Annotated in this window: 19 protein-coding genes; 9 read left to right on the forward strand and 10 right to left on the reverse strand. The window is 69.9% G+C overall.

Annotated features, from left to right (window positions below):
* Positions 1-422, reverse strand: a 422-nt coding sequence (locus tag H6G99_RS00005) for a sigma-70 factor domain-containing protein (protein WP_286190911.1), incomplete at its 3' end; no start/stop codon positions are given.
* 89 nt (positions 423-511) lie between these two features.
* On the opposite strand from H6G99_RS00005, the gene H6G99_RS00010 reads away from it, so the two are divergent.
* Entirely contained in the window at positions 512-1,231 is a 720-nt protein-coding gene (locus tag H6G99_RS00010) for a pseudouridine synthase (RefSeq protein WP_190609227.1), read from the forward strand.
* 11 nt (positions 1,232-1,242) lie between these two features.
* On the forward strand, positions 1,243-2,211 hold the full coding sequence (locus H6G99_RS00015; RefSeq protein WP_094586089.1) for a helix-turn-helix domain-containing protein: 969 nt from the start codon (positions 1,243-1,245) through the stop codon (positions 2,209-2,211).
* Here H6G99_RS00015 and malQ read toward each other — a convergent pair.
* Together malQ and H6G99_RS00025 are read right to left on the reverse strand one after the other, a co-directional pair.
* Positions 2,166-3,719 carry a 4-alpha-glucanotransferase gene (gene malQ / locus H6G99_RS00020; RefSeq protein ID WP_190609228.1) on the reverse strand — a complete coding sequence of 518 codons (1,554 nt, stop codon included), beginning with the start codon at positions 3,717-3,719 and terminating at the stop codon, positions 2,166-2,168. The two genes, H6G99_RS00015 and malQ, sit on opposite strands and share 46 nt — an antisense overlap.
* Positions 3,716-4,936 (reverse strand): Coenzyme F420 hydrogenase/dehydrogenase, beta subunit C-terminal domain, encoded by a 1,221-nt coding sequence (locus H6G99_RS00025; RefSeq protein ID WP_190609229.1) that lies wholly within the window; start codon positions 4,934-4,936, stop codon positions 3,716-3,718. Before H6G99_RS00025 ends, malQ begins: the two co-directional genes overlap by 4 nt.
* A 116-nt stretch (positions 4,937-5,052) precedes the next feature.
* Between H6G99_RS00025 and H6G99_RS00030 the strand changes: the two genes are divergently transcribed.
* Positions 5,053-6,054, forward strand: a complete 1,002-nt coding sequence (locus H6G99_RS00030; protein WP_190609230.1) for an LCP family protein — start codon at positions 5,053-5,055, stop codon at positions 6,052-6,054.
* Between the two features lie 14 nt (positions 6,055-6,068).
* On the forward strand, positions 6,069-6,737 hold the full coding sequence (locus H6G99_RS00035) for a MarC family protein (RefSeq protein WP_190609231.1): 669 nt from the start codon (positions 6,069-6,071) through the stop codon (positions 6,735-6,737).
* A gap of 168 nt (positions 6,738-6,905) precedes the next feature.
* Here the strand turns inward: H6G99_RS00035 and H6G99_RS00040 are convergent, their stop codons facing one another.
* From H6G99_RS00040 to H6G99_RS00050, 3 genes are all read right to left on the reverse strand, one after another.
* Positions 6,906-8,246: a type II toxin-antitoxin system HipA family toxin gene (locus H6G99_RS00040; RefSeq protein ID WP_190609232.1), complete on the reverse strand. Its 1,341-nt coding sequence runs from the start codon at positions 8,244-8,246 to the stop codon at positions 6,906-6,908.
* A complete protein-coding gene (locus H6G99_RS00045) occupies positions 8,246-8,500 on the reverse strand; it encodes an XRE family transcriptional regulator (protein ID WP_094586083.1) in 255 nt (84 codons plus the stop codon). The genes H6G99_RS00040 and H6G99_RS00045 overlap by 1 nt, the downstream gene beginning before the upstream one ends.
* A gap of 254 nt (positions 8,501-8,754) precedes the next feature.
* On the reverse strand, positions 8,755-10,920 hold the full coding sequence (locus H6G99_RS00050; RefSeq protein ID WP_190609233.1) for an AAA family ATPase: 2,166 nt from the start codon (positions 10,918-10,920) through the stop codon (positions 8,755-8,757).
* Positions 10,921-11,424: 504 nt separating this feature from the next.
* Between H6G99_RS00050 and H6G99_RS16500 the strand changes: the two genes are divergently transcribed.
* The 3 genes from H6G99_RS16500 (at position 11,425) to H6G99_RS00065 (ending at position 14,818) form a co-directional block, all read left to right on the forward strand.
* On the forward strand, positions 11,425-13,293 hold the full coding sequence (locus H6G99_RS16500; protein ID WP_190609234.1) for a DNA/RNA helicase domain-containing protein: 1,869 nt from the start codon (positions 11,425-11,427) through the stop codon (positions 13,291-13,293).
* A gap of 333 nt (positions 13,294-13,626) precedes the next feature.
* Entirely contained in the window at positions 13,627-14,475 is an 849-nt protein-coding gene (locus H6G99_RS00060; RefSeq protein WP_353617124.1) for a shikimate dehydrogenase family protein, read from the forward strand.
* Between the two features lie 43 nt (positions 14,476-14,518).
* On the forward strand, positions 14,519-14,818 hold the full coding sequence (locus tag H6G99_RS00065; protein ID WP_190609235.1) for a hypothetical protein: 300 nt from the start codon (positions 14,519-14,521) through the stop codon (positions 14,816-14,818).
* Positions 14,819-14,831: 13 nt separating this feature from the next.
* On the opposite strand, the gene H6G99_RS00070 is transcribed toward H6G99_RS00065, so the two are convergent.
* Positions 14,832-15,389 (reverse strand): hypothetical protein, encoded by a 558-nt coding sequence (locus H6G99_RS00070; protein ID WP_190609236.1) that lies wholly within the window; start codon positions 15,387-15,389, stop codon positions 14,832-14,834.
* A gap of 67 nt (positions 15,390-15,456) precedes the next feature.
* On the opposite strand from H6G99_RS00070, the gene H6G99_RS00075 reads away from it, so the two are divergent.
* Both H6G99_RS00075 and H6G99_RS00080 read left to right on the forward strand, forming a co-directional pair.
* Entirely contained in the window at positions 15,457-16,464 is a 1,008-nt protein-coding gene (locus tag H6G99_RS00075; RefSeq protein WP_190609237.1) for a ribose-phosphate pyrophosphokinase, read from the forward strand.
* Between the two features lie 11 nt (positions 16,465-16,475).
* On the forward strand, positions 16,476-17,729 hold the full coding sequence (locus H6G99_RS00080) for a glycoside hydrolase family 10-like protein (RefSeq protein ID WP_190609238.1): 1,254 nt from the start codon (positions 16,476-16,478) through the stop codon (positions 17,727-17,729).
* On the opposite strand, the gene pepN is transcribed toward H6G99_RS00080, so the two are convergent.
* From pepN to H6G99_RS00095, 3 genes are all read right to left on the reverse strand, one after another.
* On the reverse strand, positions 17,726-20,455 hold the full coding sequence (gene pepN, locus H6G99_RS00085) for an aminopeptidase N (protein ID WP_190609239.1): 2,730 nt from the start codon (positions 20,453-20,455) through the stop codon (positions 17,726-17,728). The genes H6G99_RS00080 and pepN overlap by 4 nt on opposite strands.
* Positions 20,456-20,462: 7 nt before the next feature.
* A complete protein-coding gene (locus H6G99_RS00090; protein ID WP_233133985.1) occupies positions 20,463-20,903 on the reverse strand; it encodes a DUF8650 domain-containing protein in 441 nt (146 codons plus the stop codon).
* A gap of 112 nt (positions 20,904-21,015) precedes the next feature.
* Positions 21,016-21,573, reverse strand: coding sequence for a hypothetical protein (locus H6G99_RS00095; protein WP_190609240.1), 558 nt, complete (start codon positions 21,571-21,573; stop codon positions 21,016-21,018).
* Positions 21,574-21,623: the final 50 nt, after the last annotated feature.

Raw genomic sequence — 21,623 nt, forward strand, 5'->3', positions numbered from 1 at the left:
GTGGGATCGAACTTCTCGACACCCCGCACCAGGCCGATGGTGCCCTCCTGGATCAGGTCCAGGAGTTCCATGTTCCGCTTGGTGTACTTCTTGGCGACGCTGACCACCAGGCGCAGGTTGGCGGCCACCATCCGCTCCTTGGCGCGGCGGCCGGCGTGCAGGCGCTTGCGCAGCAGGGCCGGGGTGAGCCCCGCCTCGGCGGCGAGCAGCTCGGGGCTGGGCTCCTCACCACCGGAGCGCAGGGTGAGCTCCTCGCGAATCTCCTCGAGGGCCATCAGGTCCTGCACCTGGCGGCCCAGGGTGATCTCCTGCTCGTGGCTGAGCAACGGCACCCGGCCGATGTCGCGCAGGTAGGAACGCAGCGAATCGCCGGTGGGGACCAGCAAGGACGCGGAGGAAGCCGTGACGGTGATCGAAGGCATCGTCCCTTGTTACGAAACCGTTTGGTTTCGTAAATCTACCATCACTTTGCGGACTCGCTCCGACCTGGAGCGGTCCCCAGAATGGGGGCATGGGCGCCGACAGACTTCAGAAACTCGTGGCGGCCGCTGGGCTCTGCTCCCGCCGCCAGGCGGAGATCTGGCTGCGCGACGGCCGGGTGCGGGTCAACGGCGCGTTGGCCCAGCTCGGGGATCGGGCCGACCCCGCCAGCGACCGGATCAGTGTCGACGGCCGGCCCCTGGAACTGCCCAGCACCACCCTGACGCTGCTGCTCAACAAGCCGGCCGGGGTGCTCAGCACCTGCCATGACCCCCACGGCCGCCCCACTGTGCTGGAGCTGCTGCCGCCCGAGCTGCGCCCCGGACTGCATCCGGTGGGCCGCCTCGACGCCGACAGCCGCGGCGCCCTGCTGCTCAGCACCGATGGCGCGCTCACCCTGCGCCTCACCCATCCCCGCTACGGCCACCGCAAGACCTACCGGGTCTGGGTGGAGGGGCTGCCCCGCACGGCCACCCTGGAGCGCTGGCGGGCCGGCGTGCCCCTCGACGGCCTGCCCAGCCTGCCGGTGGAGCTGCGGCGGCTGCGCCACCACCGCGGCGCCACCCTGCTGGAGCTGGTGCTGCGGGAGGGCCGCAACCGCCAGATCCGGCGCACCGCCGAGATCCTCGGCCATCCGGTGCTCGACCTCAGCCGGATCGCCATCGGCCCTGTACAGCTGGGGGATCTGGCGGAAGGGGCCTGGCGCAGGGTCGAACCGGGAGAATGGGGCCCCCTGGCCGTCGCTCCCTGAGCCCCCCTTCCTTGCCCACTCCGGCCAAGCCCCTGCTCCAGCGCCTGCGCGAACGCTTGCCGGGCCAGCGCCGCCCGCTGCGTCCGGCCGTTGAGGAGCGGCCCCTGGATCCCCTGCTGGTCGCCGGCCAGCAGCTGCGGGAGGCCCGCGAGAGCCGCGGCCTCGGCCTGCGCCAGCTCGCCCTCGACACCCGCATCAGCACCGCCGTGCTCGAGGCCCTGGAGCGGGGTTGGCGGGACCGGCTGCCGGAGGCGGCCTACCTGCGAACGATGCTGCCCCTGCTGGAGCAGCACCTGGAGCTGCCCCGCGGCAGCCTCGACGGCGTGCTGCCGCCGGAGCAGGACCGCCAGCACGGCCGGCGGCGGGACACGGTCCTGCTGCGCTTCACCCCGGGCTCGATCGACGTCTTCACCACCTGGCAGGGCACCGTGCTTTATGCGGTGCTGTGCGGCGGTCTGATCTACGGGCTCAACCTGCAGCAGCGCCAGCTGGCCGCCCAGGGGCTGCATGTGCTGCGGCCGATCCCGCCCCTCAGTGCCGAGCAGAGCGACCGGGCGGATCTGGAGGATGCGGACCGGGCCATCCTGGGCGCCTACCCCGACCTGCGGCCCCTGGGCAAGGCCGCCGCCGGCCAGGGGCTCCAGCGGCTGCGCCGCGAGACCAGCCAGAACCGGCCCGATCTCGCCCTCGGCCTGCTGCGCCTCGAGCTGGCCCGGCCCACCCGGCTGTCGCTGCGCAGCGACCGGGGCGTCGAAACCCAGCTGCCGGCGGTGCAGGGCAGCCTCAGCCTGCCGGTGCTGCCCCCCTTCAGCCTGCGGCTCGAGCCGGCCCCGCCGGCCGGGTCCGTGCGCTGGAACGGCCAGCCGCTGGCGCCCGCGGGGGCCGCCGATCCCGGCGCTGTGGGGGCCACGCCCCAGGGCCAGGCCCAGTTCCTCTACCCGCCCCCGGCTCCGGCCGCCGCCCCGCGCCCCCGGCCATAGCGGGCCGCCATGGCCCCGAAGCCCTGCAGGGGCCCGGCCAGCGCCGACACCGGCTGCGAGAGCCGCCAGCTCCAGTTGCCGTCAATGGTGCCGGGGGTGTTGAAGCGAGCCTCGTCTCCCAGCTCCAGCAGGTCCTGCAGCGGCACCACCGCCAGATCGGCCGGCGAGGCCAGCGCCACCTCCAGCAGCTGCCAGCTCGGCGCCCGCACCTCACCCCCCACCACCGCCGCCACCCGACCCCGGGCCCCGTCGTCGAGATTCTGCCACCAGCCGAGGCTGGTGGCGTTGTCGTGGGTGCCGGTGTACACCACCCAGCGGCTGCCGCTGTAGTTCGCCGGCAGGTAAGGGTTGTCGTCGTTGCCGTCGAAGGCGAACTGCAGGATCTTCATGCCCGGCAGGGCGAAGCGGTCGCGCAGGGCCTCCACCGCCGGGGTGATGACGCCGAGGTCTTCGGCGATCAGCGGCAGCCGGCCGCCGGGGAGCAGCCGTCCCTGGCGGCGGCAGCGGGACCGCAGGCCGCCCAGCAGGGCGGCGCCGGGGGAGGGACGCCAGGAGCCGTGCTCGGCGGTGGCATCGGCGCCGGGGACGCTCCAGTAGGCCTCCAGGGCCCGGAAGTGGTCGAGCCGCAGCAGATCCATCAGCTCCAGCTGCCGCCTCAGCCGCTGCAGCCACCAGCGGAAGCCGGTGAGGCGATGCACCCACCAGCGGTAGACGGGGGTGCCCCAGAGCTGGCCGGTGGTGGAGAAGTAGTCCGGCGGCACGCCGCTCTGCTCCACCAGGCCGCCGTCGGCCCGAAGGGAGAACAGGCGCCGGTGGCTCCAGACATCGGCGCTGTCGTGGGCCACGTAGAAGGGCAGATCACCCACCAGGCGCACCCCCTGGCGATGGGCCCGCTCCTGCAGCCGGCCCCACTGGACCTGGAGCTGCCACTGCAGCAGAGCCTCCTCCTGCAGGGCCTGGCTCTGGGCGTCGACCAGGGCCCGCAGGGCGGGGGCCTGGCGCCGGGCCAGGGGCTCCGGCCATTCCCACCAGGGCCGCCCCCCCTGGAGGCGGCGGATCACCATGAAGCGGCAGTGGTCGACCAGCCAGAAGCGCTGGCGCTCCTCCCAGCGATCGAAGGCCGCCCGGCGCTCCGGCGGCTGCCCGGCCCAGCCCCGGGCCAGGGCTGCGGCGATGGCGGCCGCGCGCTCGCCGGCGATGGCCGGATCGAGGCGATCCTCAGCTCCCAGGGGCAGGGCGTCCCGGTCGGCGGCGGTGATCAGGCCCTCGGCCACCAGGTCGTCGGCATCGATCAGCCAGGGGTTGAGGGCCGAGCCGCTGGGGGAGCTGTAGGGGGAGCCGGTGCCGTCAGTGGGGGCCAGGGGCAGCAGTTGCCACACCCCCACCCCCTCGGCGGCCAGCAGGTCGATCCAGTCGCGGGCGGCGGCGCCGAAGCTGCCGCAGGCCCGGGTGCCCGGCAGGGCCGTGGGGTGGAGCAGTACGCCGCAGGCCCGGGGGTCGCTGCTCACGGTTTCGGCAGGCGATAGCGGTCCACGATCCGGCGGGCGAAGGCCGGGATGTGGGCGTCGACCTTCTCCGGGTGGTGGCGCTGCAGCCAGAGGGCATTGCGCGTGAAGTGGGAATCGATCGAGAAGCGGCCGTACTCGAGCCCCTTGGGCCCGAAGCGCTGCACGAACACCCCCACCAGCTCCGCCAGCCACATGGGGAGTCTGAGGGCCTTCTCGTAGGCGTCGATGCCCTGCTGCACCGCCTGGCGGCGATCGCCGGAGCTGGTCACCGGCGCCAGATCCAGCTCCGGCTCCACCAGATCCAGCAGCTCCTGGCCGAGGGGGTTGCGCACGGTGACCCACTGGCGGCCGAACGTGGCGCCCATGTAGCCCACCACCAGATCGGCGCCGGCGTTGGTGTAGTCGAAGCAGCTCAGGCAGCTGGGGGCGAACACGTCCTTGAGGGCGGGCGTGTCGAGGCCGAAGAAGGGCACCATCTCCTCCTGGCCGTCGCTGTGGCGGAAGTGGATGCGGAAGTCCTGCATGAACTCGTAGTGCACCACCGTGTCGGGGGAGCGGCTGGCGCTCTCCAGGAAGGTCTGCAGCCCGTCCCGGCTGACGTTGTCGACGCAGGGCAGGCCGAGCACGTAGAGCTTCTGCAGGGGCAGGGTGGCCTGCACGGCCCGCAGGGCCTGGATCTGGCAGCCCACCCCGATGGCCAGCAGCCGCTCGATGCCGCTGCCCGGCAACTGCTCGAGCACCTCCAGGTTGGGGGAGAGGGTGGGTTTGTTCACCCGCGCCGCCAGCACCTCCTCCGGGGTGCGGGCCAGCACCGGCACCGGGGTGAAGCGGTCGTCCTCGCTCTGCTGCACGCACAGCACCGCATCCACCAAGCCGCTCTCCAGGGCCCGCACGCCGATGCGGCTGACGATGCCGGTCCACTGGGCCCCCTCGATCGGCTGGCGCAGCCGGGCGGTGACCATGCGCTGGTGGACACCGAAGTAGAGCTCGTCCTCGTCGTCGAGGCGGCGGCTGCGGCCGTGGGCCTGTTCCTCCATGGCCTCGAAGCGCTGCTCGAGGAAGGCGCAGGCCCGGCGCACGTAGGCCACCCAGCGGCTGTCGCAGAGGCCGCAGTCGCTGCAGAGATCCTTGGCGGGTTTGGGGCTGCCCTTGGCCAGGGGTCGGGCTCGATCGTGCGGCGCCAGGGACGACGGCGCCGGTGAAGGAACGGAGGACAAGCGGTGGTGGGCGCAGGAGCTCGACGCTCAAGCTATCCGTCGTTGCGCTCCCATGCCGCCGGCCCGCGGCGTCGCCTGCGCGAGAGTGCCTGCAGCTCCCCTCCGTTTCGGCCCCGATGCCCGCCCGCCGGAAGCCCCGCCCAACCGAAGCCCCCGGCACCGGGACCCCGAAGGCCCCGGCTCCGAAGCGGCGCCTGGCCACCGGGCGGCTGCTCAAGAGCCTCGGCGTCACCGCCGCCGGCGCCGTGGTGGGGATGGGCGTCCTGGGGCTGCTCTGGCCGATGCCCGACCGGGCTCTGGCGCCCACCCCCGAGGTGGGCCCCGCCAGCCTGGCCGCCCCGCCGGCGCGGGCCATCACCCTGCTGGTGATCGGCAGCGATGCCGAGACGGTCGGCGCGCCGATCAACAAAGCCGCCCCCGCCGGGCCGGCCAACGCCGATGCCCTGCTGCTGGTGCGCGTCAACCCGGAGGGGCCCCTGCAGGTGCTCAACCTGCCCACCGAAGTGGCCGTGAACCTGCCCGGGCAGAAGGGCCCCAAGCGCCTGGGTGAGGCCTTCCGCCTCGGGGGTGTGGCGCTCACCGCCGATGCGGTGCGCGAGCTGGTGGGGCTCCAGCCCCCCGCCCCCGACCGCTACCTGGTGCTCTCCCGGGGGGCGCTGAGGGACCTGGTCAACGGGCTGGGGGGTCTGGAACTGAGCCCGCCGCGGCGGATGAGCTACACCGATCAGACCCAGAAGCTGACCATCGACCTGCAGGCCGGGCTGCAGCAGCTGGGGGGCAACAAGGTCGAGCAGCTGGTGCGCTTCCGCGACACCTGGCTGGGCGACACCGGCCGCCGCAGCAACCAGCAGCTGGTGGCCAACAGCCTGCGGGAGCGGATGCTGCAGCCGGAGCGGCTGGCCAAGCTGCCGTTCCTGGTGAACCAGCTGCAGCCGAAGGTGCAGACCAACCTGACGCCGGGAGAGACCCTCAGCCTGCTGGCGGCCGGGCTGGATGGCAGCAAGCCGGTGCAGTTCGCCAGCCTGCCGCTGAAGCCCGCCGAGGAGAAGCACAAGGGCCTGCGCCAGCTGGAGGCCAGTGCGACCCCGCCGCTCTGGAAGGAGCCGGTGGCCCCGTAGCGATACTGGCCACCATGGCCGTCACTCCCGAGTTCCTGGTGCCGAGCACCTTCCAGCACTACCTGCTGGGGCTGTTCGCCGTGGCCAACAACTTCCCTGCCATCGGGCCGTTCCTCACCCTGAGCCAGGGGGTGCCCGCCAGCCAGGTGCGACGGGTGATCCGGATCACCACCTTGTCCAGCCTGCTGATCATGCTGGGCGCCTATTTCCTGGGCACGGCGGTGCTCCAGTTCTTCGGCATCAGCGTCAGTGCCTTCCAGATCGCCGGCGGCCTGCTGCTGGGCTTCAGCGGTCTGAGCATGCTGAATGCCACCGATCCGGGCGATTCCCACGAGAAGAACCTCGATGTGTCGCGCATGGATGTGGGGCAGATGACCTCCTCGGCGATCGTGCCGATCTCCCTGCCCCTCACCACCGGCGCCGGCACGATGTCGACGATCACGGTGTATGCCGAAGGCGCCCACACCCTCAACCACCGCCTCGAGCTGTTCGCGGCGATCTGGGCGATGGCGATCCTGATCGGCCTGATGTTCACCTTCGCCACCCGCCTCACCCGGCTGTTGGGCCATGTGGGGATGACGGTGCTGATCAAGGTGATGGGCCTGTTCACCCTGGCGATCGGGGTGCAGTTCATCGCCACCGGCGCCAGCACCCTGCTGAGCCGGGTGACGCTGCGGGTGTGAGATTTGGCGTTGAAGGTGTGCATCAGCAACGTGTCGATGACGGGTGACAGATTGGCCAACACGGCAAGCCTCTTGAGCTTGTGGGTGCGAATCGGTGGGCGTTGTCATGGCTCTCCTGGATCCTGAGCCTGGTTTCGTGGCCCTGCAATCCCTGCTGGTGAGGGCTTCTTATGGCTGATGGCTGAGCTGAGTCGCGGAGGCCTGCAGCCCTTCAAAGATCGGCTCTGCAACGGCAGCCGGGAAATCCTTTGGGAGCTTGGCGGCGACAGCTGCGATCACCCCGGGGGTTCTGACGATCAAGGACTCCAGCAGGTCGTTCGCACGGCCGCCCAGGCCCAGACGGGAGGCGGTGGTGGTTAGGTGACGCCGCTGAATCTGCAGGGGTTTGTAGGTGCGGCTCTTGGTTCCATGCCAGGCCATGGCCATCCGGATCTTTTGCTGGGCATACAGGCCCGCGCCTTTACCGATGACGGGCCAGGCCGAGAGGACGTCGTAGAGGGGGGTGAGCTGATAGCGGCCTCCCTGCTGCAGAAAGAGGCTGAAGTTTTTGGCGTGGCCATCGATGGCACGCAACATCCAGAACAGCACCTGGGCAGAGAAAAAGGTTTGCAGATCCTTCTCAGCAGTGGCGGATTGGGCGAGCCATTGGCTGATTGCCACCATGCCAGGGCCCCCTTCGCTTTCGTATTTGAATCGGGGTGGGGTGGCGGTGGCCTGGCAGAAGTCCTCGGTGGGAAGCCGCAGCCAGTGGCTCCCCTTGGGATGGAGCCGGCGATCGAAGCGCTCCACGATCAGGCAGCGCTGACCATCAAACGCGGCCATCTGGGCATTGGCCACCTCAAGACCGTAGGCCTCCAGGAGGCGACCGCACAGCCACTCGTTCTCCACCGAGGTGCTGAGATCGATCTGGCCGGTTCCCACTACACCCATGGGGAGCTTGAACAGATGGCTGGTGGGGGTGCTGCCCAAGGGGCGGCACCAGCGATCGCCGTGGAACAGCAGCGCCGTTTTCTCCTGGGCACCGGCCACCGAAAGCCTCAGCTCCTCGTCTGATGGCCCGGCCAGTGCTGAGGCCGTTGGAGCGGTGACACCCCTCAGCAGGTGCCCGATGGCTCTGTCTGTGAGGGGGTCCGCTTCGATGCGATCCAGCCCGGAAGGCTGCTCGCCAGGAGGCAGCAGTTGAACAGCCCCCGCGCAGTCACGACCAACAGCCTCCAGGAGATCGAAGGCACCGGTGCTGGCGGTCCTGAAGCGCTGCTGCACGCGCTGGCGGATGGAGGCGCTGTCGGGAAGAAGATTCTCGAACCAGGCCTCCACCGCAAGGCCCCGCAACACGGTGGCTGCTGGCACCGGCTGGAGCGACAGGGACAGGGGGCGATGGTTCGGGGACGACAGCCAACTCCTGGCGTAATGGAACTCCTGGGACCTGCGCACCGGCAGTACCCAGATTCCTACCTGCTCACCATTCATCCAGACCGTCAGCTCCCGCGATTGCCTGGGTCGTCCCATCACCACTCCGCCACTGGTGCAGGCGCGGTTCTTGGGCGGACCACCAGCTCCAGGTCGAGGGCGGCGGTGATCAGCAGCAGGCGATCCAGGGTGAGGCGCTCGGGATGGAGCTCAAGGGCCGACATCCGCGCCTGGCTGATGCCGCCAGCGCTCTGGGCCAACTCCCTCTGGCTGAGGTTCCGCTGGCGCCTGAGGGTCTGCACCAGCTGCCCCAGCTGGGCCGGTGAACGGATGACCGCCTCTTCCCCACCCATGGCCACTCGGATTCCGAATAAACGGAGAGTACTCGGTTTGCGAGTACTGGCTGGATACTTGCTTGATGAGTGCCGGGGGCAGAGCCGCTAGCTCGTGCTGAGCACGCTCGCAGGCCTCGTAGAAGGTCGCCAAGTCACTTCCACTCTCGATGACCAGTTTGGTGAGTTGTATGGAGAGCTGCTCAGTCAGAATCGAATTGTTTTTGCATCTCTCACTGAAAGGCTAAACGGCTGATCCGAATGCAAGCCGGGTGCTAATCAGGCCTGCCCCCTCTGCGGAAGCCGAAACTGTTAGGGAGGGATTTCTCGGCGCCGTTCGCCTCGATCGTCTCGCGGCAGCGCTGCAGCAGCTCCAGGCGCAGGGCCTCGGGGCTCTCGATGCGGATGCCGCCGCCGAAGGCGAACAGCCAGCTGCGCAGGTCGATGTCGGCAGCCACGGTCCAGGGGGGCAGGTCGAGTTCCACCGGGTAGGGGTGGCTGCTGCCGGCCGGGCCGGGCTCCAGCACGTGGGGGGCCCTGGGGTGGTGCCACCAGGTGTCCTCCGGGAGCGGCCGGGAGAAGCGGGTGTGCTCGATCGGATAGCGCTGCAGGCCCTCGCGGATGAAGGCGAAGGCCCAGGGGGCACAGCGGAAGCGCAGGGTCTCCAGCGCCTGGCCGCGGCGCTGGGGCGAGGCGCCGGTGATCTGCCGCTGCTGCTCCAGGTCGGTGCCGAAGTAGATGCCGCCGCTGTGGTGCAGCAGCCGCTCCAGCCGCTTGAGGGCCGCCGCGTGGCTGTCGGCGCTGCGGCGCAGGTCGCCGTGGACCTGGCCCATGGCAAGGCGATCGAGCCGCTCGCTGCGGATCAGCCCCTGGTCGTGGCCCAGGTGGTCCTCCTCGAAAAGGAGATACCAGCCCACGTGGTGGAAGATCAGCTGCAGCGGCCAGACCCGCAGCTCACCGCTGGGGCTGTCGGCGAAGCTGCCCATCCCCGGGTAGCGGGTCAGGAGCACGCGGCGGTGCTCCACGATCACCGTCTCGATCGCCTCGGCGCGGCGCGGCGCCGCCAGCGAATCACGGCGCACCAGGGCCATGTCCACCACGGTGTGGCGGGCGTAGCTGCGCACCGGCGCCAGTTCGGCGGCGCTGATGCCGGACCAGCCCAGTCGCTCGTCGAGTTCGCTGAGCAGGTCCTGGGCGGAGGGGTCGGCCAGGCGGCCGGCGGTCTGGCGCACCACGTTGTGGAGCTCCCGCAGGCGCGGCGGCGAGAGCACGGCGGTGCCGAGGCAGTAGCCGTGGCGCACGTTGTCGTTGCGGCTGCGGAAGCCGTAGGGGGTGAGGATCTTCTCGAGGTCCTTGCGCAGGGTGGCCGTTTCCCCCGGCAGGTAGGCCCCCGGGATCGCCTCGGTGGCGGCGATCAGGTGCTGGTGCAGGTTGCCGCCGCGCTCGGCCGGCCGGTCGAAGGGCACCTGGAGCAGGTGGCGCAGCAGGGTCATCACCCGCACGAACACCGGCCCATCGCCCATCGGCGGCAGGCCGCCATGGACGGCCCCTGGCCGGCTGCGGGCCAGCGGCGCCAGCTGGATCGGTGTAGCGGCCGGCAGGGCGCTGCAGAAGCCGTTGGCCTCCAGCCAGGCCAGGTCCTGCCGGATCGCCGAGGCATCGGCGTAGCAGCTGCCGTGCAGGCGGCCCAGGAAGGCGGCGGCCCGATCGGCCAGATCGCCCTCCGGCAGGGGGGAGAGGATCGCCGTCAGCTCCTCGGCGCCGGCGGGATCGCTGGCCGCCAGGTCGGGCCAGGTGCTCAGCAGCCGGATCAGGTGCAGCAGCCGCTCCAGATCGAGCAGGCGCGAGTAGCCGTGGCGCTGCACCTGGCGCTCCCGGTTGGTGGCCGAGCGGATGCGGCGGTCGAGTCCGGCCAGTTCGGCCGCCAGCACCGGCTCCAGATCGCTGTGGTGGCTGGGCACCACGGTGCAGAGGGCGGCGAAGCCCTCGGCACGGGAGGGCCCGAAGTGGGGATCGGCCAGGGCGGCGGCCATCTCCTGGATCACCGGCACCGGCACCGGCCGGCTGCGCCGGGCGTTCCAGGCCAGCGATGTGGGCAGATCGGTGTACAGCCACCAGCCGATCCACTCCACCGGTGCCGGCAGTGGGAGGCCCTGGGTGATCGCCAGCCGCCAGGCCCGGCGGGCGTGGGTCGCATCCACGATCACCGGGATGCCCGCCGCCACGGCCTCCACCAGGCGCTGGTGCAGCCGCTGCTGGATGTCCACCCAGGGGCCCTGCACCGCCGCATCCCCGAAGACCTCCTCCCGGATCGCGTCGGTGGAGAGCACCAGGGCGGGGGGATCGCCGGGGCCGGCCAGCAGGGGCGCCAGGGCCCGGGCGAGGGTGGTCTTGCCGCTGGCGGGCTGGCCGATCAGCAGGTGGCAGCGCAGGGACGCCATGGCGACAGCAACCGGGGAGACCCCACTAGTCTTTCGCACGAGGGGTGCGCTGGTGAGCCGGTGTGAGCGACAGGCCAGACCGATCGCCACTGCCGATGCCGTGATCGCCGCCACCACCCATGCCCAATGCGCCCAACTTGCCACCCCGAAACCCGCAAACTTCGAGGCGATCGGCTTGGAGCTGATAAACCCCTGGACCTATGGCCTTCCCCGCCGCCCCTGACCATGTCCCTCCCCGTCACCAGCAACGCCAACGAGTTCGATTCGCCCATATCCTGGCGAGCGTGCTCACAGGTGAGAGGAAAAGGTGCTCGTGCTCAGGATCGACAAGCCCACGTCGGAGCTTCAGTTCAAGGGTCTGCGCCGATCGATCGAGGTGGTCAATGAGGCGGTGGCAAACTCGTATCCTGCTTGGCTCAAGCTTGCCTTGAGACCGAACTGCAACAACATCAGCAACCTAGAGCCTGCATCCTCTCATGCGCCTTCTTTGAGCGTTTTACCGACGTGATCATCTACCTCGAAACGCGGGAAGAGTTCCTCAAGCACGTTCGCGAGCAGCGTATCGAAGAGGAGGTGCGTGAGCGCTACATCGCCATGACCGGTCACAAAGTGGCTGTCAATGAGTTTCGCGCCTGGCAGAATTCGCTTCAGTGCGTGGGCAACGTGCTGCAGTTCGAGGCGATCCCCAAAGAGTTGGGGGTGGCGATCGAATACCGTATCCACAACACCGCCAAGCGTATTGACTTGCTGCTATCAGGGCGCAACCAGGCTGGAGATCCGGCTGCGGTGATCGTGGAACTGAAGCAGTGGGAAACGGTGGAACCCACCGATCTGGATGGGGTAGTGCGCACCTTTCTGGGTAAGGGACCGCGCGAGACCACGCATCCCTCCTATCAGGCGATGAGCTACGGGGCGCTGCTCCGGGGATTCAACACGGCGGTGGTGGAGCACAAGATTGCCCTTAGCCCCTGCGCTTACCTGCACAACTGCAAAGACGGCAGCGGCATCACCGATGCCCGTTACCAACCCTATCTAGAGCAGGCGCCATTGTTCCTACGTCATGACAATGCTGCCATGGCTGCCTTCCTGCGCCGCTGCCTGGAGGAGGGTGACCGAGGTCGCACGATCGAGCAGATCCGCGATGGGAAGGCCAAGCCGAGCCGGCAGCTCGCCGACGCAGTGGAGCGAATGCTGAAGGGCAACGCCGAGTTCGTGCTGATCGACGAGCAGAAGGTGGTGTTCGAAAAGGCGCTGGCCTTGGCACGTCAGCTCCGGGAAGGGCGGCATTGTGTGCTGTTGGTGCAGGGCGGGCCCGGCACCGGCAAATCGGTCGTAGCTGTGAACCTCTTGGCCAGGCTGCTTGGGATGGGGCTGAACGCTCGCTATGTCAGTAAGAACATGGCACCCCGACATGTATACCGGGCCAAGCTCACCGGCTCCCTTACGAAAGGGGAGTACGACAATCTTTTCTGTGGCTCAGCCTGCTTCGTGGGGTGCCCGGAGGGGTTCTACGACACCCTGATCGTGGATGAAAGCCACCGGCTGATGACCAAGACCATCTACGACAAGGAGGGGGAAAACCAGATCAAGGAGATCATCCACGCCAGTAAGCTGACAGTGTTCTTCCTCGATGAGGATCAGCGCGTCACTTTTGATGATATCGGGAGCACGGGTGAGATCGAGAAATGGTGCCAATTCCATGAAGCTGAATTGCACCGTGACATGCTGCCATCGCAGTTCCGTTGCAGTGGCTCCGATGGCTATCTGGCTTGGCTGGATCAAACCCTCGGCATCCGCGACACAGCGAACGGTCGGCTGGAGCAAGGCAGCTACGACTTCCGTGTGTTCGACGATCCGGTGGCCCTGCACGAGTCGATCCGACAGGCCAATCATGGGAACCAGGCACGGATGGTGGCCGGTTATTGCTGGAACTGGGCGTCGAAGTATCACCCCAAGGCCTGGGACATCTCGATCGAGCGTTACGAGTATAGGGCACGCTGGAACTTGAGGAAGGATGGCAGCGTGTGGATCATGAAAAAGGGAACGGTGGAGGAGGTGGGCTGCATCCACACCTGCCAGGGGCTGGAGTTGGAGACGATCGGGGTGATCATCGGGCCGGATCTGGCATTCCGTGATGGCCAGGTTGTGTCGGTTCCGACGGCAAGGGCACGATCCGATCAGTCACTGAAGGGCTACAAGGTGGGTCTGAAACGCGAGCCCCAGGCGATCCGACTGAAGGCGGACGCGATCATTCGCAACACCTACCGCACCCTGATGAGCCGGGGCACGAAGGCTTGCTGGGTCTACGCCTGTGATCCGGAGCTCCAGGCCTACCTGCATCGACGGCTGGAGGGTCAGTGCGATGTCGGCTGAGCCCTGGCGGCGGACAAATGCGACGGGCTGTTCCTTCCCGATCGCCCCCTGGGTTTCCTCGGCGCCAAGGTGGCCCTGGTGAGCCGGCTCGCGCTGATCGATCCAGCTGTCCTCGTCCCAAGGCCCCTCGGATCCTTCCCTGCGTCACTACATCCTGCTGATCACGATCCTTGTCGCTTTCCTCGAGGCCACCGCCCAGCAGCTCACCCCGATCCAGCCGCCGGTGGTGATGGGCTTCACCGGCCTGCGCCGGGTCAACGGCAGCACCCCGGCCTCCTGATCCCCCCTCCATCGCCCCACCCCTGCCAGCCTGGGGCCTCCCGCCGGCTTGCCGTGATCCCTACCCAGAAGCAGATGACCGGCATGCTCGGCCATCCGGTGGCGGAAAACCCGATCGATCGGATGTTCGATGCGGTCTATGCCCACCACGGGCTGTGCTGGCAGTTCTGGAAGAACGACATCGCCAACACGGCGGACCTGGCCCTGGCGGTGCGGGCCCTGGTGCCCCTGGGCTACAGCGGCATGGCCATCACCGTGCCCTACAAGGTGGCGGTGCTGCCCCTGCTCGATGACGTCGATGACGACGTGCGGGCCATCGGCGCCGCCAACTACCTCACCATCGAGGCGGGCCGCCTGATCGGCCACAACAACGACGGCAAGGGGGTGGTGAAGGCGATCGAGAAGCTGGCGCCCCTGGCGGGCCGGCGGGTGGTGATGCTCGGGGCCGGCGGTGCCGGCCGGGCCATGGCGGTGGAGATGGCCTGGGCCGGCGCGGCCCACCTCACCCTGATCACCCGGCGGCAGGAGCAGGGCCAGGAGGTGGCGGACACCGTCACCCGCGCCTCCGGGGTGCCGGCGGTGTGGCAGCCGTGGCAGGGGGAGGTGGTGGTGCCGGCGGGCACCACCCTGCTGATGAATGCCACCCACCTGGGCTGCGCGCCGGAGCTGGAGCCGGTGCCCGTCCGCTGGGACACGGTGGATCCGGCCTGCCTGGTGGTCGACGTGATCACCAACCCCCGCATCACCCCGTTCCTGGCGACGGCCCGCCGCCACAGCTGCCCGGTGGTGGATGGCGTCGAGATGCTGGTGCAGCTGGCCATGCAGATCTTCGAGCAGTGGACCGGCGTCACCCCCGAGGAGGCGGTGTTCCAGCGCGCCGTGGCCGAAGCCCTGGGGGAGTGAGCCTGGCGCCCTTACGTTGGCGGGCGTTGTCTCCGGCATCCCCATGACTCGGGTCGTCTCTCTTGCCGCCCTTGCGGCCCTCGGCCTCCTGGCCGGCTGCGGCCGCCCCGATGGCCGGGCCCTGCAGACGATCGCCTGCCAGCAGGTGGCCAACACGATCGACCTCCAGTCGGTCGGCCAGATCGATGCCCTGCGCAGGGCCCTCGGCCTGGCACCGGGCGTCGATCCGATCGGTACCTGCCGCGAGCTCGGCGTCACCATGGAGCCCGGGGCCCCTGCGGCGGGCGGCTCCGGCGGTGAAGCCGAAGAGGGCGAGAACGGCGGGGAGGAACGGGGCGAGTGAGGGCCGCACCCCCCTAGGCCGCCTGCAGCACCCGCCAGCGGCCCCGCAGCACCTGCTGCAGCGCCGCCATTGCGGCTCCGGCCTCCTCGCTTTCCGCGCCGCTCTGGCCACCGCTATCCGGCAGCCAGCCCAGCCAGGGCAGGCCGTCGCGGCGACGCATCGCCGGCTGCCAGTCGCCGCCCACTTGCATCAGCCCGGCCAGGGGCACCCGCCAGTGCTCCAGCAGGGCGGTGCCGGCCGCCGGCAGCCCCGTGTCCATCTGCTCGCCCCGCAGCACCAGCAGGCAGGGCTGGCGCCAGGCCCCGAGGGCCTCGGCCCAGCTGCCGCCCCGCTCCAGTGGCAGGCCCGCATCGACGGGCAGGGCGGCCAGCCACGGGCCCGTCGCCGCCGCGCTCAGGGCCGCCAGGCCGGAATCGGGATCGGCGGCGCCGGCCAGCTCCCTCAGGGCCACCCCCTCGGCGGCGGCCAGCCGCGCCGCCACCGCCGCCAGGCCCTCCAGCTCCCGTTGCCTCCCCAGGCCCACCAGCAGCAGGCCGCCTTTCGGCTCCGCGCCGAACCCTGAAACCGACATGGTTGTTTGCACTGTCCGGGCCGGCTCGCTTCTACCATCGTGCTGCGAAGCAACGCCGCCTGCGCCCTTGTCCACTTTCTCGACCGCTGAACGGGTGGAGCAGAGCGGGCAGCCGCCCCTCACCAGCCACGACCCTCGCCGGTTGCGGTTGTTCTGCGGCAATGCCAACCCCGATCTGGCCCGCGAGATCGGCGCCTATCTCGGCGTGCCCGACGGCCCGAGGGTGATCAAGCGTTTCGCCGACGGCGAGCTCTACATCCAGATCCAGGAGTCGATCCGCGGCTGCGACGTCTTCCTGATCCAGCCCACCTGCGCTCCGGTGAACGATCACCTGATGGAGCTGCTGATCATGGTGGATGCCTGCCGGCGGGCCTCGGCGCGCCAGATCACGGCGGTCATCCCCTACTACGGCTACGCCCGGGCCGACCGCAAGACGGCCGGCCGCGAATCGATCACCGCCAAGCTGGTGGCCAACCTGCTGGTCAAGTCCGGCGTCGAGCGGGTGCTGGCCATGGACCTGCACTCCTCCCAGATCCAGGGCTACTTCGACATCCCCTGCGACCACATCTACGGCTCCCCCGTCCTGGTCGACTACCTCTCCACCCGGGACCTGGGTGAAGTGGTGGTGGTGTCCCCCGACGTGGGGGGTGTGGCCCGGGCCCGGGCCTTCGCCAAGCAGATGAAGGATGCGCCCCTGGCCATCATCGACAAGCGCCGCTCCGGCCACAACGTGGCCGAGAGCCTCACCGTGATCGGTGACGTGGTCGGCAAGACGGCGATCCTGATCGACGACATGATCGACACCGGCGGCACCATCTTCCAGGGCGCCCAGCTGCTGCGGGCCCGGGGGGCGGCACGGGTGCTGGCCTGCGCCACCCACGCCGTCTTCTCCCCCCCCGCCGTTGAGCGTCTTTCCACCCCGGGCCTGTTCGAGGAGGTGGTGGTGACCAACAGCATCCCCCTGCCCCCCGATCTGCACTTCCCCCAGCTGCGGGTGCTCTCGATCGCCAACATGCTCGGTGAAACGATCTGGCGCATCCACCAGGAGAGCTCGGTCAGCTCGATGTTCCGCTGAGCGGCACCACCATGGAGGCTCCCGCTGCACCGGCCCGTCGGGTGCCCCTGAAACGCTTCGCCCATCTCAAGCGCCACCTGCCGGTGCCCCTCACCGTGCTCGTCACGGCCCTGCTGGCCCTCACCGTGGGGGCCCCTCGGCCGGCCGACGCCCAAAGCCGCCTGCCCAAGGGGTTCGAGCGCCGCGTCGGGGTGTGGCTCACCAACAGCCCCAGCCCCCTCTACTACGACGCCGCACGCATCGAGACCGCCGTCGCCCAGCTCGACGCCGCCGGCTTCAACACCCTCTACCCCAACGTCTGGAGCCGGGGCGCCACCTTCCACCGCAGCCGCTGGGCGCCGCTGGAGCCGGCCCTGGCCCGCTCCAACCCCGGCCTCGACCCCATCTGCCGCTTCACCAAGGCCGCCCATCGCCGCGGCATGCAGGTGATCCCCTGGTTCGAATACGGCCTGATGGAGCCCGGCGATGCCGAGGTCGTCCAGAAGAATCCGGAGTGGGTGCTGCGTCGCGCCGATGGCAGTGCCCTCTACGCCATGCATGGCGCCAACCTCAAGACCTCCCCGCTCAAGGATCTGCGGGTGTGGCTGAATCCGGCCCACCCGGGGGTGCGGGCCCGCTTCATCGGCCTGATCAAGGAGATCGTCCAGCGCTGCGGCGTCGACGGCATCCAGCTCGACGACCACTTCGCCTGGCCGGTGGAGCTGGGCTACGACCCCTACACCCGCGCCCTCTACGTGGCGGACACCGGCCGGGAGCCGCCCGCCAACTTCAACGACCGCTACTGGATGAAGTGGCGCCGCCAGCAGCTCACCGCCCTGCTGCGGGAACTGCGGAGCACGATGCAGGAGGCGGGCGGTCCGCGGCGCACGGTGATCAGCCTCTCGCCGGGCCCCTTCCGCTTCGCCTACAACCACTGGCTGCAGGACTGGGAGCTCTGGGCCCTGGGCGAACTGGTCGACGACCTGATCGTGCAGAACTACGCCTATTCGGTGAAGGGCTTCGCCCGCGACCTCGACCAGCCGGCGCTGGTCAAGGCCCGCCGCTGGGGCATGCCGGTGGAGATCGGCATCCTCTCCGGTTTCGGCGGCCGCACCCCCGACATGGCCACCCTTGAGCAGAAGGTGCGCCTCTCCGCCGCCCGCGGCCACGGCGTGATCTTCTTCTACTGGGAGGGGCTCTGGGGTCAGTACGCCGGCCCCGAGGGGGCCGCCGCCCGCCAGGCCGCCTTCCGCCGCCTCAACCGCGAGGTGTTCGGCGGCCGCTAGGCGTCCCCAGTGGGTGTACCGAGGCACTGGCCCACCACCTCGCGGGTGTTGGTGGAGAGCTCGGCCGCCGCCAGCCCCTCGAGGGCTTCCCGCATCCGCTCGCGCCGTCCGGGGCCGTAGCTCTGCCAGCGGCTGAACACCTTGGCCATGCGCGAGGCCGTGATCGGGTTGCGCTGGTCGAGGGCGACGATCTGGTCGGCCATGAAGCGGTAGCCGCTGCCGTCGGCGGCATGGAACACCGGTGGGTTGCCCGCCAATCCCCCCAGCACCGCCCGCACCGCGTTGGGCGCGGCCGGATCGAAGCGCGGATGGTCGAGCAGCCGCTGCACCCGCTCCAGGCCGTCAGCGAAGGGGGCGGACGCCTCCAGGGCGAACCAGGAATCGAGGATCACGGGTTTGTCTTCCCAGCGGGCGTAGAAGGCGTCCACCGCCTCCTGGCGGGCCGCGATGGGATGGTCCTGCAGCGCCCGCAGGCCCGCCCGGGCCAGGGTCATCGACGGGCCGTCCACCGCCGCGCGGGCCGCCGCGATCGCCGCCGCATCACCCGCGGCCACCCGCCAGCTCCAGATCGAGCCCGTCAGCATCCGGTCGCCCACCCCCTCGGGCCACGCCAGGGCCCACTGCTCGCTGACCCGCTCCAGGGCCCGCTCCAGGGGCTCGGCCAGGGCCTCGCCGAAGCGGCGGCGCAGGGCCTGCAGGGCGGCGAACAGGGCCGGTGGATCGGGCTCCGGCGCCCCATCCTCCAGTTCGGCCAGCCCCGGCAGGGACAGCAGCACGCTGCGGCTGGCCTCTGAAAGGGAGGGGTCGGCCAGGATCCGCCCGAAGGCGTCGATCAAGGCGTCCTCCAGCACCCCATCCACCCGGCCGGCGGCCCGGCGCAGCAGGGCGCGGCGCAGCAGCACCTGGCCCGCATCCCAGCGGGCGAAGGGGTCGCTGTCGGCGGCCAGCAGATGCACCAGCTCACTGGAGGGCCGCCCCAGGGCCACCTTCACCGGCGCCGAGAACTGGCGCAGCAGGGAGAGGGCCGGCGGCGGCGCCTGGGCCGGCAGCCCCTCGAAGCGGAAGACCTGCTCCTCCTGATCGATCAGCAGCAGCCGCGTGCCCGCCCCCCAGCGGCGGCCCATCAGAGGCGCCGCACCGTGGTCGGGGTCCTCGGCCACCAGCCGCATCGGCAGGGGCTGGCCGGCCTGGCCCACCAGGCCCACGGCCAGGGGGATCACCAGGGGTTGCTTGTGGGGCTGGCCCGAGGTGGCGGGGGTGGACTGGCGCACGAACAGCTCCAGGGTCCCGGCGGCCTTGTTCCAGCGGCGCCGCACCTGCAGCACCGGCGTGCCCGCCTGGTGGTACCAGCGGCGGAACTGCACGAAATCGAAGGGCGGCAGGCGGCAGCTGTCGTCCAGCTCGCCGGCGGCATCCTGCATCGCCTGCACGAAGTCCTCGCAGGTGGCGGCGGTGCCGTCGTGGCGCTCCACGTACAGCGCCATGCCCCGCTGGAAGGTCTCCTCCCCCAGCAGGGTGTGCAGCACCCGGATCACCTCCGATCCCTTTTCGTAGATCGTGGTGGTGTAGAAGTTGTCGATCGCCTGATACTGATCCGGCTGCACCGGATGGGCCGTCGGACCCGCATCCTCCCGGAACTGGGTGTTGCGCAGCATCGCCACGTTCTCGATCCGGTTGAGCGCATGGCCATGCAGATCGGCCGAGAAGCTCTGATCCCGGAAGACGGTGAGCCCCTCCTTCAGCGACAGCTGGAACCAGTCGCGGCAGGTGATGCGGTTGCCTGTCCAGTTGTGGAAGTATTCGTGGGCGATCACACTCTCGATCCGCTCCAACTCGCCATCGGTGGCCGTGGCGGCGTCGGCGAGCACCAGCTTGGAGTTGAAGATGTTGAGGCTCTTGTTCTCCATCGCGCCCATGTTGAAGTGGCGCACGGCGACGATGTTGTACTCGTCGAGGTCGTAGGCCAGGCCATAGACGCGCTCGTCCCACTCCATCGCCCGCTTCAGGGAGGCCATGGCGTGGGCGGTGTAGGGGGCATCGCCCGGCTCCACGTGCAGGCGCAGCTGCACGGTGCGCCCATCGGCGGTCACGAACGTGTCGCGCACCTCCTCCAGCCGGCCCGCCACCAGGGCGAACAGATAGGAGGGCTTGGGGAAGGGATCGTCCCAGACGGCGTAATGGCGCGCGGCACCATCGGGCCCGCTCGGCAGGTCGCCGGCCTCGATGCCGTTGCCGTTGGAGAGCAGCACCGGGCAGCTGGCACGGTCGGCCTCGATCCGCACTAGGAAGCGGCTGAGCAGGTCGGGACGATCCGGGTGATAGGTGATGCGGCGGAAGCCCTCCGCCTCGCACTGGGTGGTGACCATCCCGCCGCTCACGTAGAGCCCCTCGAGGCTGGTGTTGGCCCGCGGATCAAGCCACACCGTGCTGGTGAGCACGAACGGCCGCCGGGGCGGCTGCAGCACCAACAGGCGGTCGTCCTCCAGCCGATACGCCTCGGGGGGCAGGGGCACGCCATCGATCGCCAGGGCCCGCAGCTCCAGATCCACCCCGCGGAGCTCCAGCGGTTCCACCGGCCCTTCCGGCGCCTCCGGGGCGCCGGGCCTGGGCAGGAACGCCAGCCGCGCCTCCACCAGGGCATGGTCGGCGAACAGGCGCACCGTCAGGTCGGTGCGCTCCAGCAGGTAGGGCGCCGGACGGTAGTCGGCGAGGTGGACGACGGCCATCAGGGGCTTACCTGGGGGCCGCCGGGGTCGCAGGAGCTGGTGCCCCAGGCCGGGCGGCGCCCTGCTGCTTGATGGCGTCCTGAACCTTCTTCATCACGTCGGCCGGCACCTCCTTGGGGCAGATCTCGGCGGCTCCGAGCACGGCCGAGTTGATGGCGCCGCGGCGCAGCTCCTCGATGGTGAGGGCCTTGGTGCCCACCTGCTGGATCTCGCCCTTGTGCTGGCCGAGGATCAGCTGGGCGATGGTTTCGCCGGCGATGCCCACCGATTTCTCGAAGTCGATGCCGGCGGCGCGGGAGATGCAGACGTTGACGGCGCCGATGCGGGTGTAAAGCCCCATCTCGGCGGGGGTGGCGGGGGCGGCGTGCGCCGCCAGAGGTGCCAGCAGCAGCGGCATGGCGACCAGGGGGGCCAGCAGCGGCCGGGAGCGGCGGAGCAGGTGAGACAAGGGGTAGGGATTCATGAACCACCATCGTGCTGCATCGCAGCAGCCGCCACACCCGCCGCAGAGACCGCTCCGCGAGGCGGCCCAGCCGGCGGGGCCCCGGCCCTGACAGCGATTAACCGATCGGCTCTCCCGCCGCCTCCAGCCGGATCTCGTGGTGGAGCTCCACCAGCTCGAGACTGCCGTGACGCCAGGTGTGGATCGACCGGGAGCGGTAGTTGTCCCCATCCACCAGGCGGATCTGCTCGAGGACGTCCCAGTCGTCGTAGTGGGACTGGAAGGCCATGGTGTGCTCATCGATCTGGCGGATCTGGCTGACCGTGGGGGCCCCCGCCAGATAGCCGCAGCTGCGCCGCAGCTGGTGACCACACAGCCAGGCCTCCATCGTGCCCTCGGGCCGGTAGTCGGGTTTGGTCTCGAAGAAGGGCTGATGTCCCTCCGCCCACCAGGTGAACCGGTAGCCCTCATCCCCGTCCACCAGCTCGCCGTGGACCTCGATGCGGAGGTTCATGTCCACCCGCAGCACCTCGTCGTCCTTGGTGAAGAAGTAGGTGCGGCGCGATCGCCAGAGCCCCAGGTTGCGGGCGAACCAGCGCCTCACGCTGGTGTCGAGGCGGATGCGGCTCTGCACGGGCGTTTCCCTGGTGAGACCGGGATGGGTCGGTGTGGTCATGGCTGGCCCATCCGGGCACAGGGGCGCGATTCCTGAAGTCCTAGCGACGT

Source organism: Synechococcus sp. FACHB-909 (assembly GCF_014698945.1).
GTDB lineage: Bacteria > Cyanobacteriota > Cyanobacteriia > PCC-6307 > Cyanobiaceae > Cyanobium.

Bases quoted from the DNA above. Each gene is read 5' to 3' on its own strand.
- H6G99_RS00010 (WP_190609227.1), top strand. From the start codon at position 512: ATGGGCGCCGACAGACTTCAGAAACTCGTGGCGGCCGCTGGGCTCTGC.
- H6G99_RS00030 (WP_190609230.1), top strand. From the start codon at position 5,053: ATGCCCGCCCGCCGGAAGCCCCGCCCAACCGAAGCCCCCGGCACCGGG.
- H6G99_RS00035 (WP_190609231.1), top strand. From the start codon at position 6,069: ATGGCCGTCACTCCCGAGTTCCTGGTGCCGAGCACCTTCCAGCACTAC.
- H6G99_RS00040 (WP_190609232.1), bottom strand. From the start codon at position 8,246: ATGGGACGACCCAGGCAATCGCGGGAGCTGACGGTCTGGATGAATGGT.
- H6G99_RS00045 (WP_094586083.1), bottom strand. From the start codon at position 8,500: ATGGGTGGGGAAGAGGCGGTCATCCGTTCACCGGCCCAGCTGGGGCAG.
- H6G99_RS00050 (WP_190609233.1), bottom strand. From the start codon at position 10,920: ATGGCGTCCCTGCGCTGCCACCTGCTGATCGGCCAGCCCGCCAGCGGC.
- H6G99_RS00065 (WP_190609235.1), top strand. From the start codon at position 14,519: ATGACTCGGGTCGTCTCTCTTGCCGCCCTTGCGGCCCTCGGCCTCCTG.
- H6G99_RS00070 (WP_190609236.1), bottom strand. From the start codon at position 15,389: ATGTCGGTTTCAGGGTTCGGCGCGGAGCCGAAAGGCGGCCTGCTGCTG.
- H6G99_RS00080 (WP_190609238.1), top strand. From the start codon at position 16,476: ATGGAGGCTCCCGCTGCACCGGCCCGTCGGGTGCCCCTGAAACGCTTC.
- pepN (WP_190609239.1), bottom strand. From the start codon at position 20,455: ATGGCCGTCGTCCACCTCGCCGACTACCGTCCGGCGCCCTACCTGCTG.
- H6G99_RS00095 (WP_190609240.1), bottom strand. From the start codon at position 21,573: ATGACCACACCGACCCATCCCGGTCTCACCAGGGAAACGCCCGTGCAG.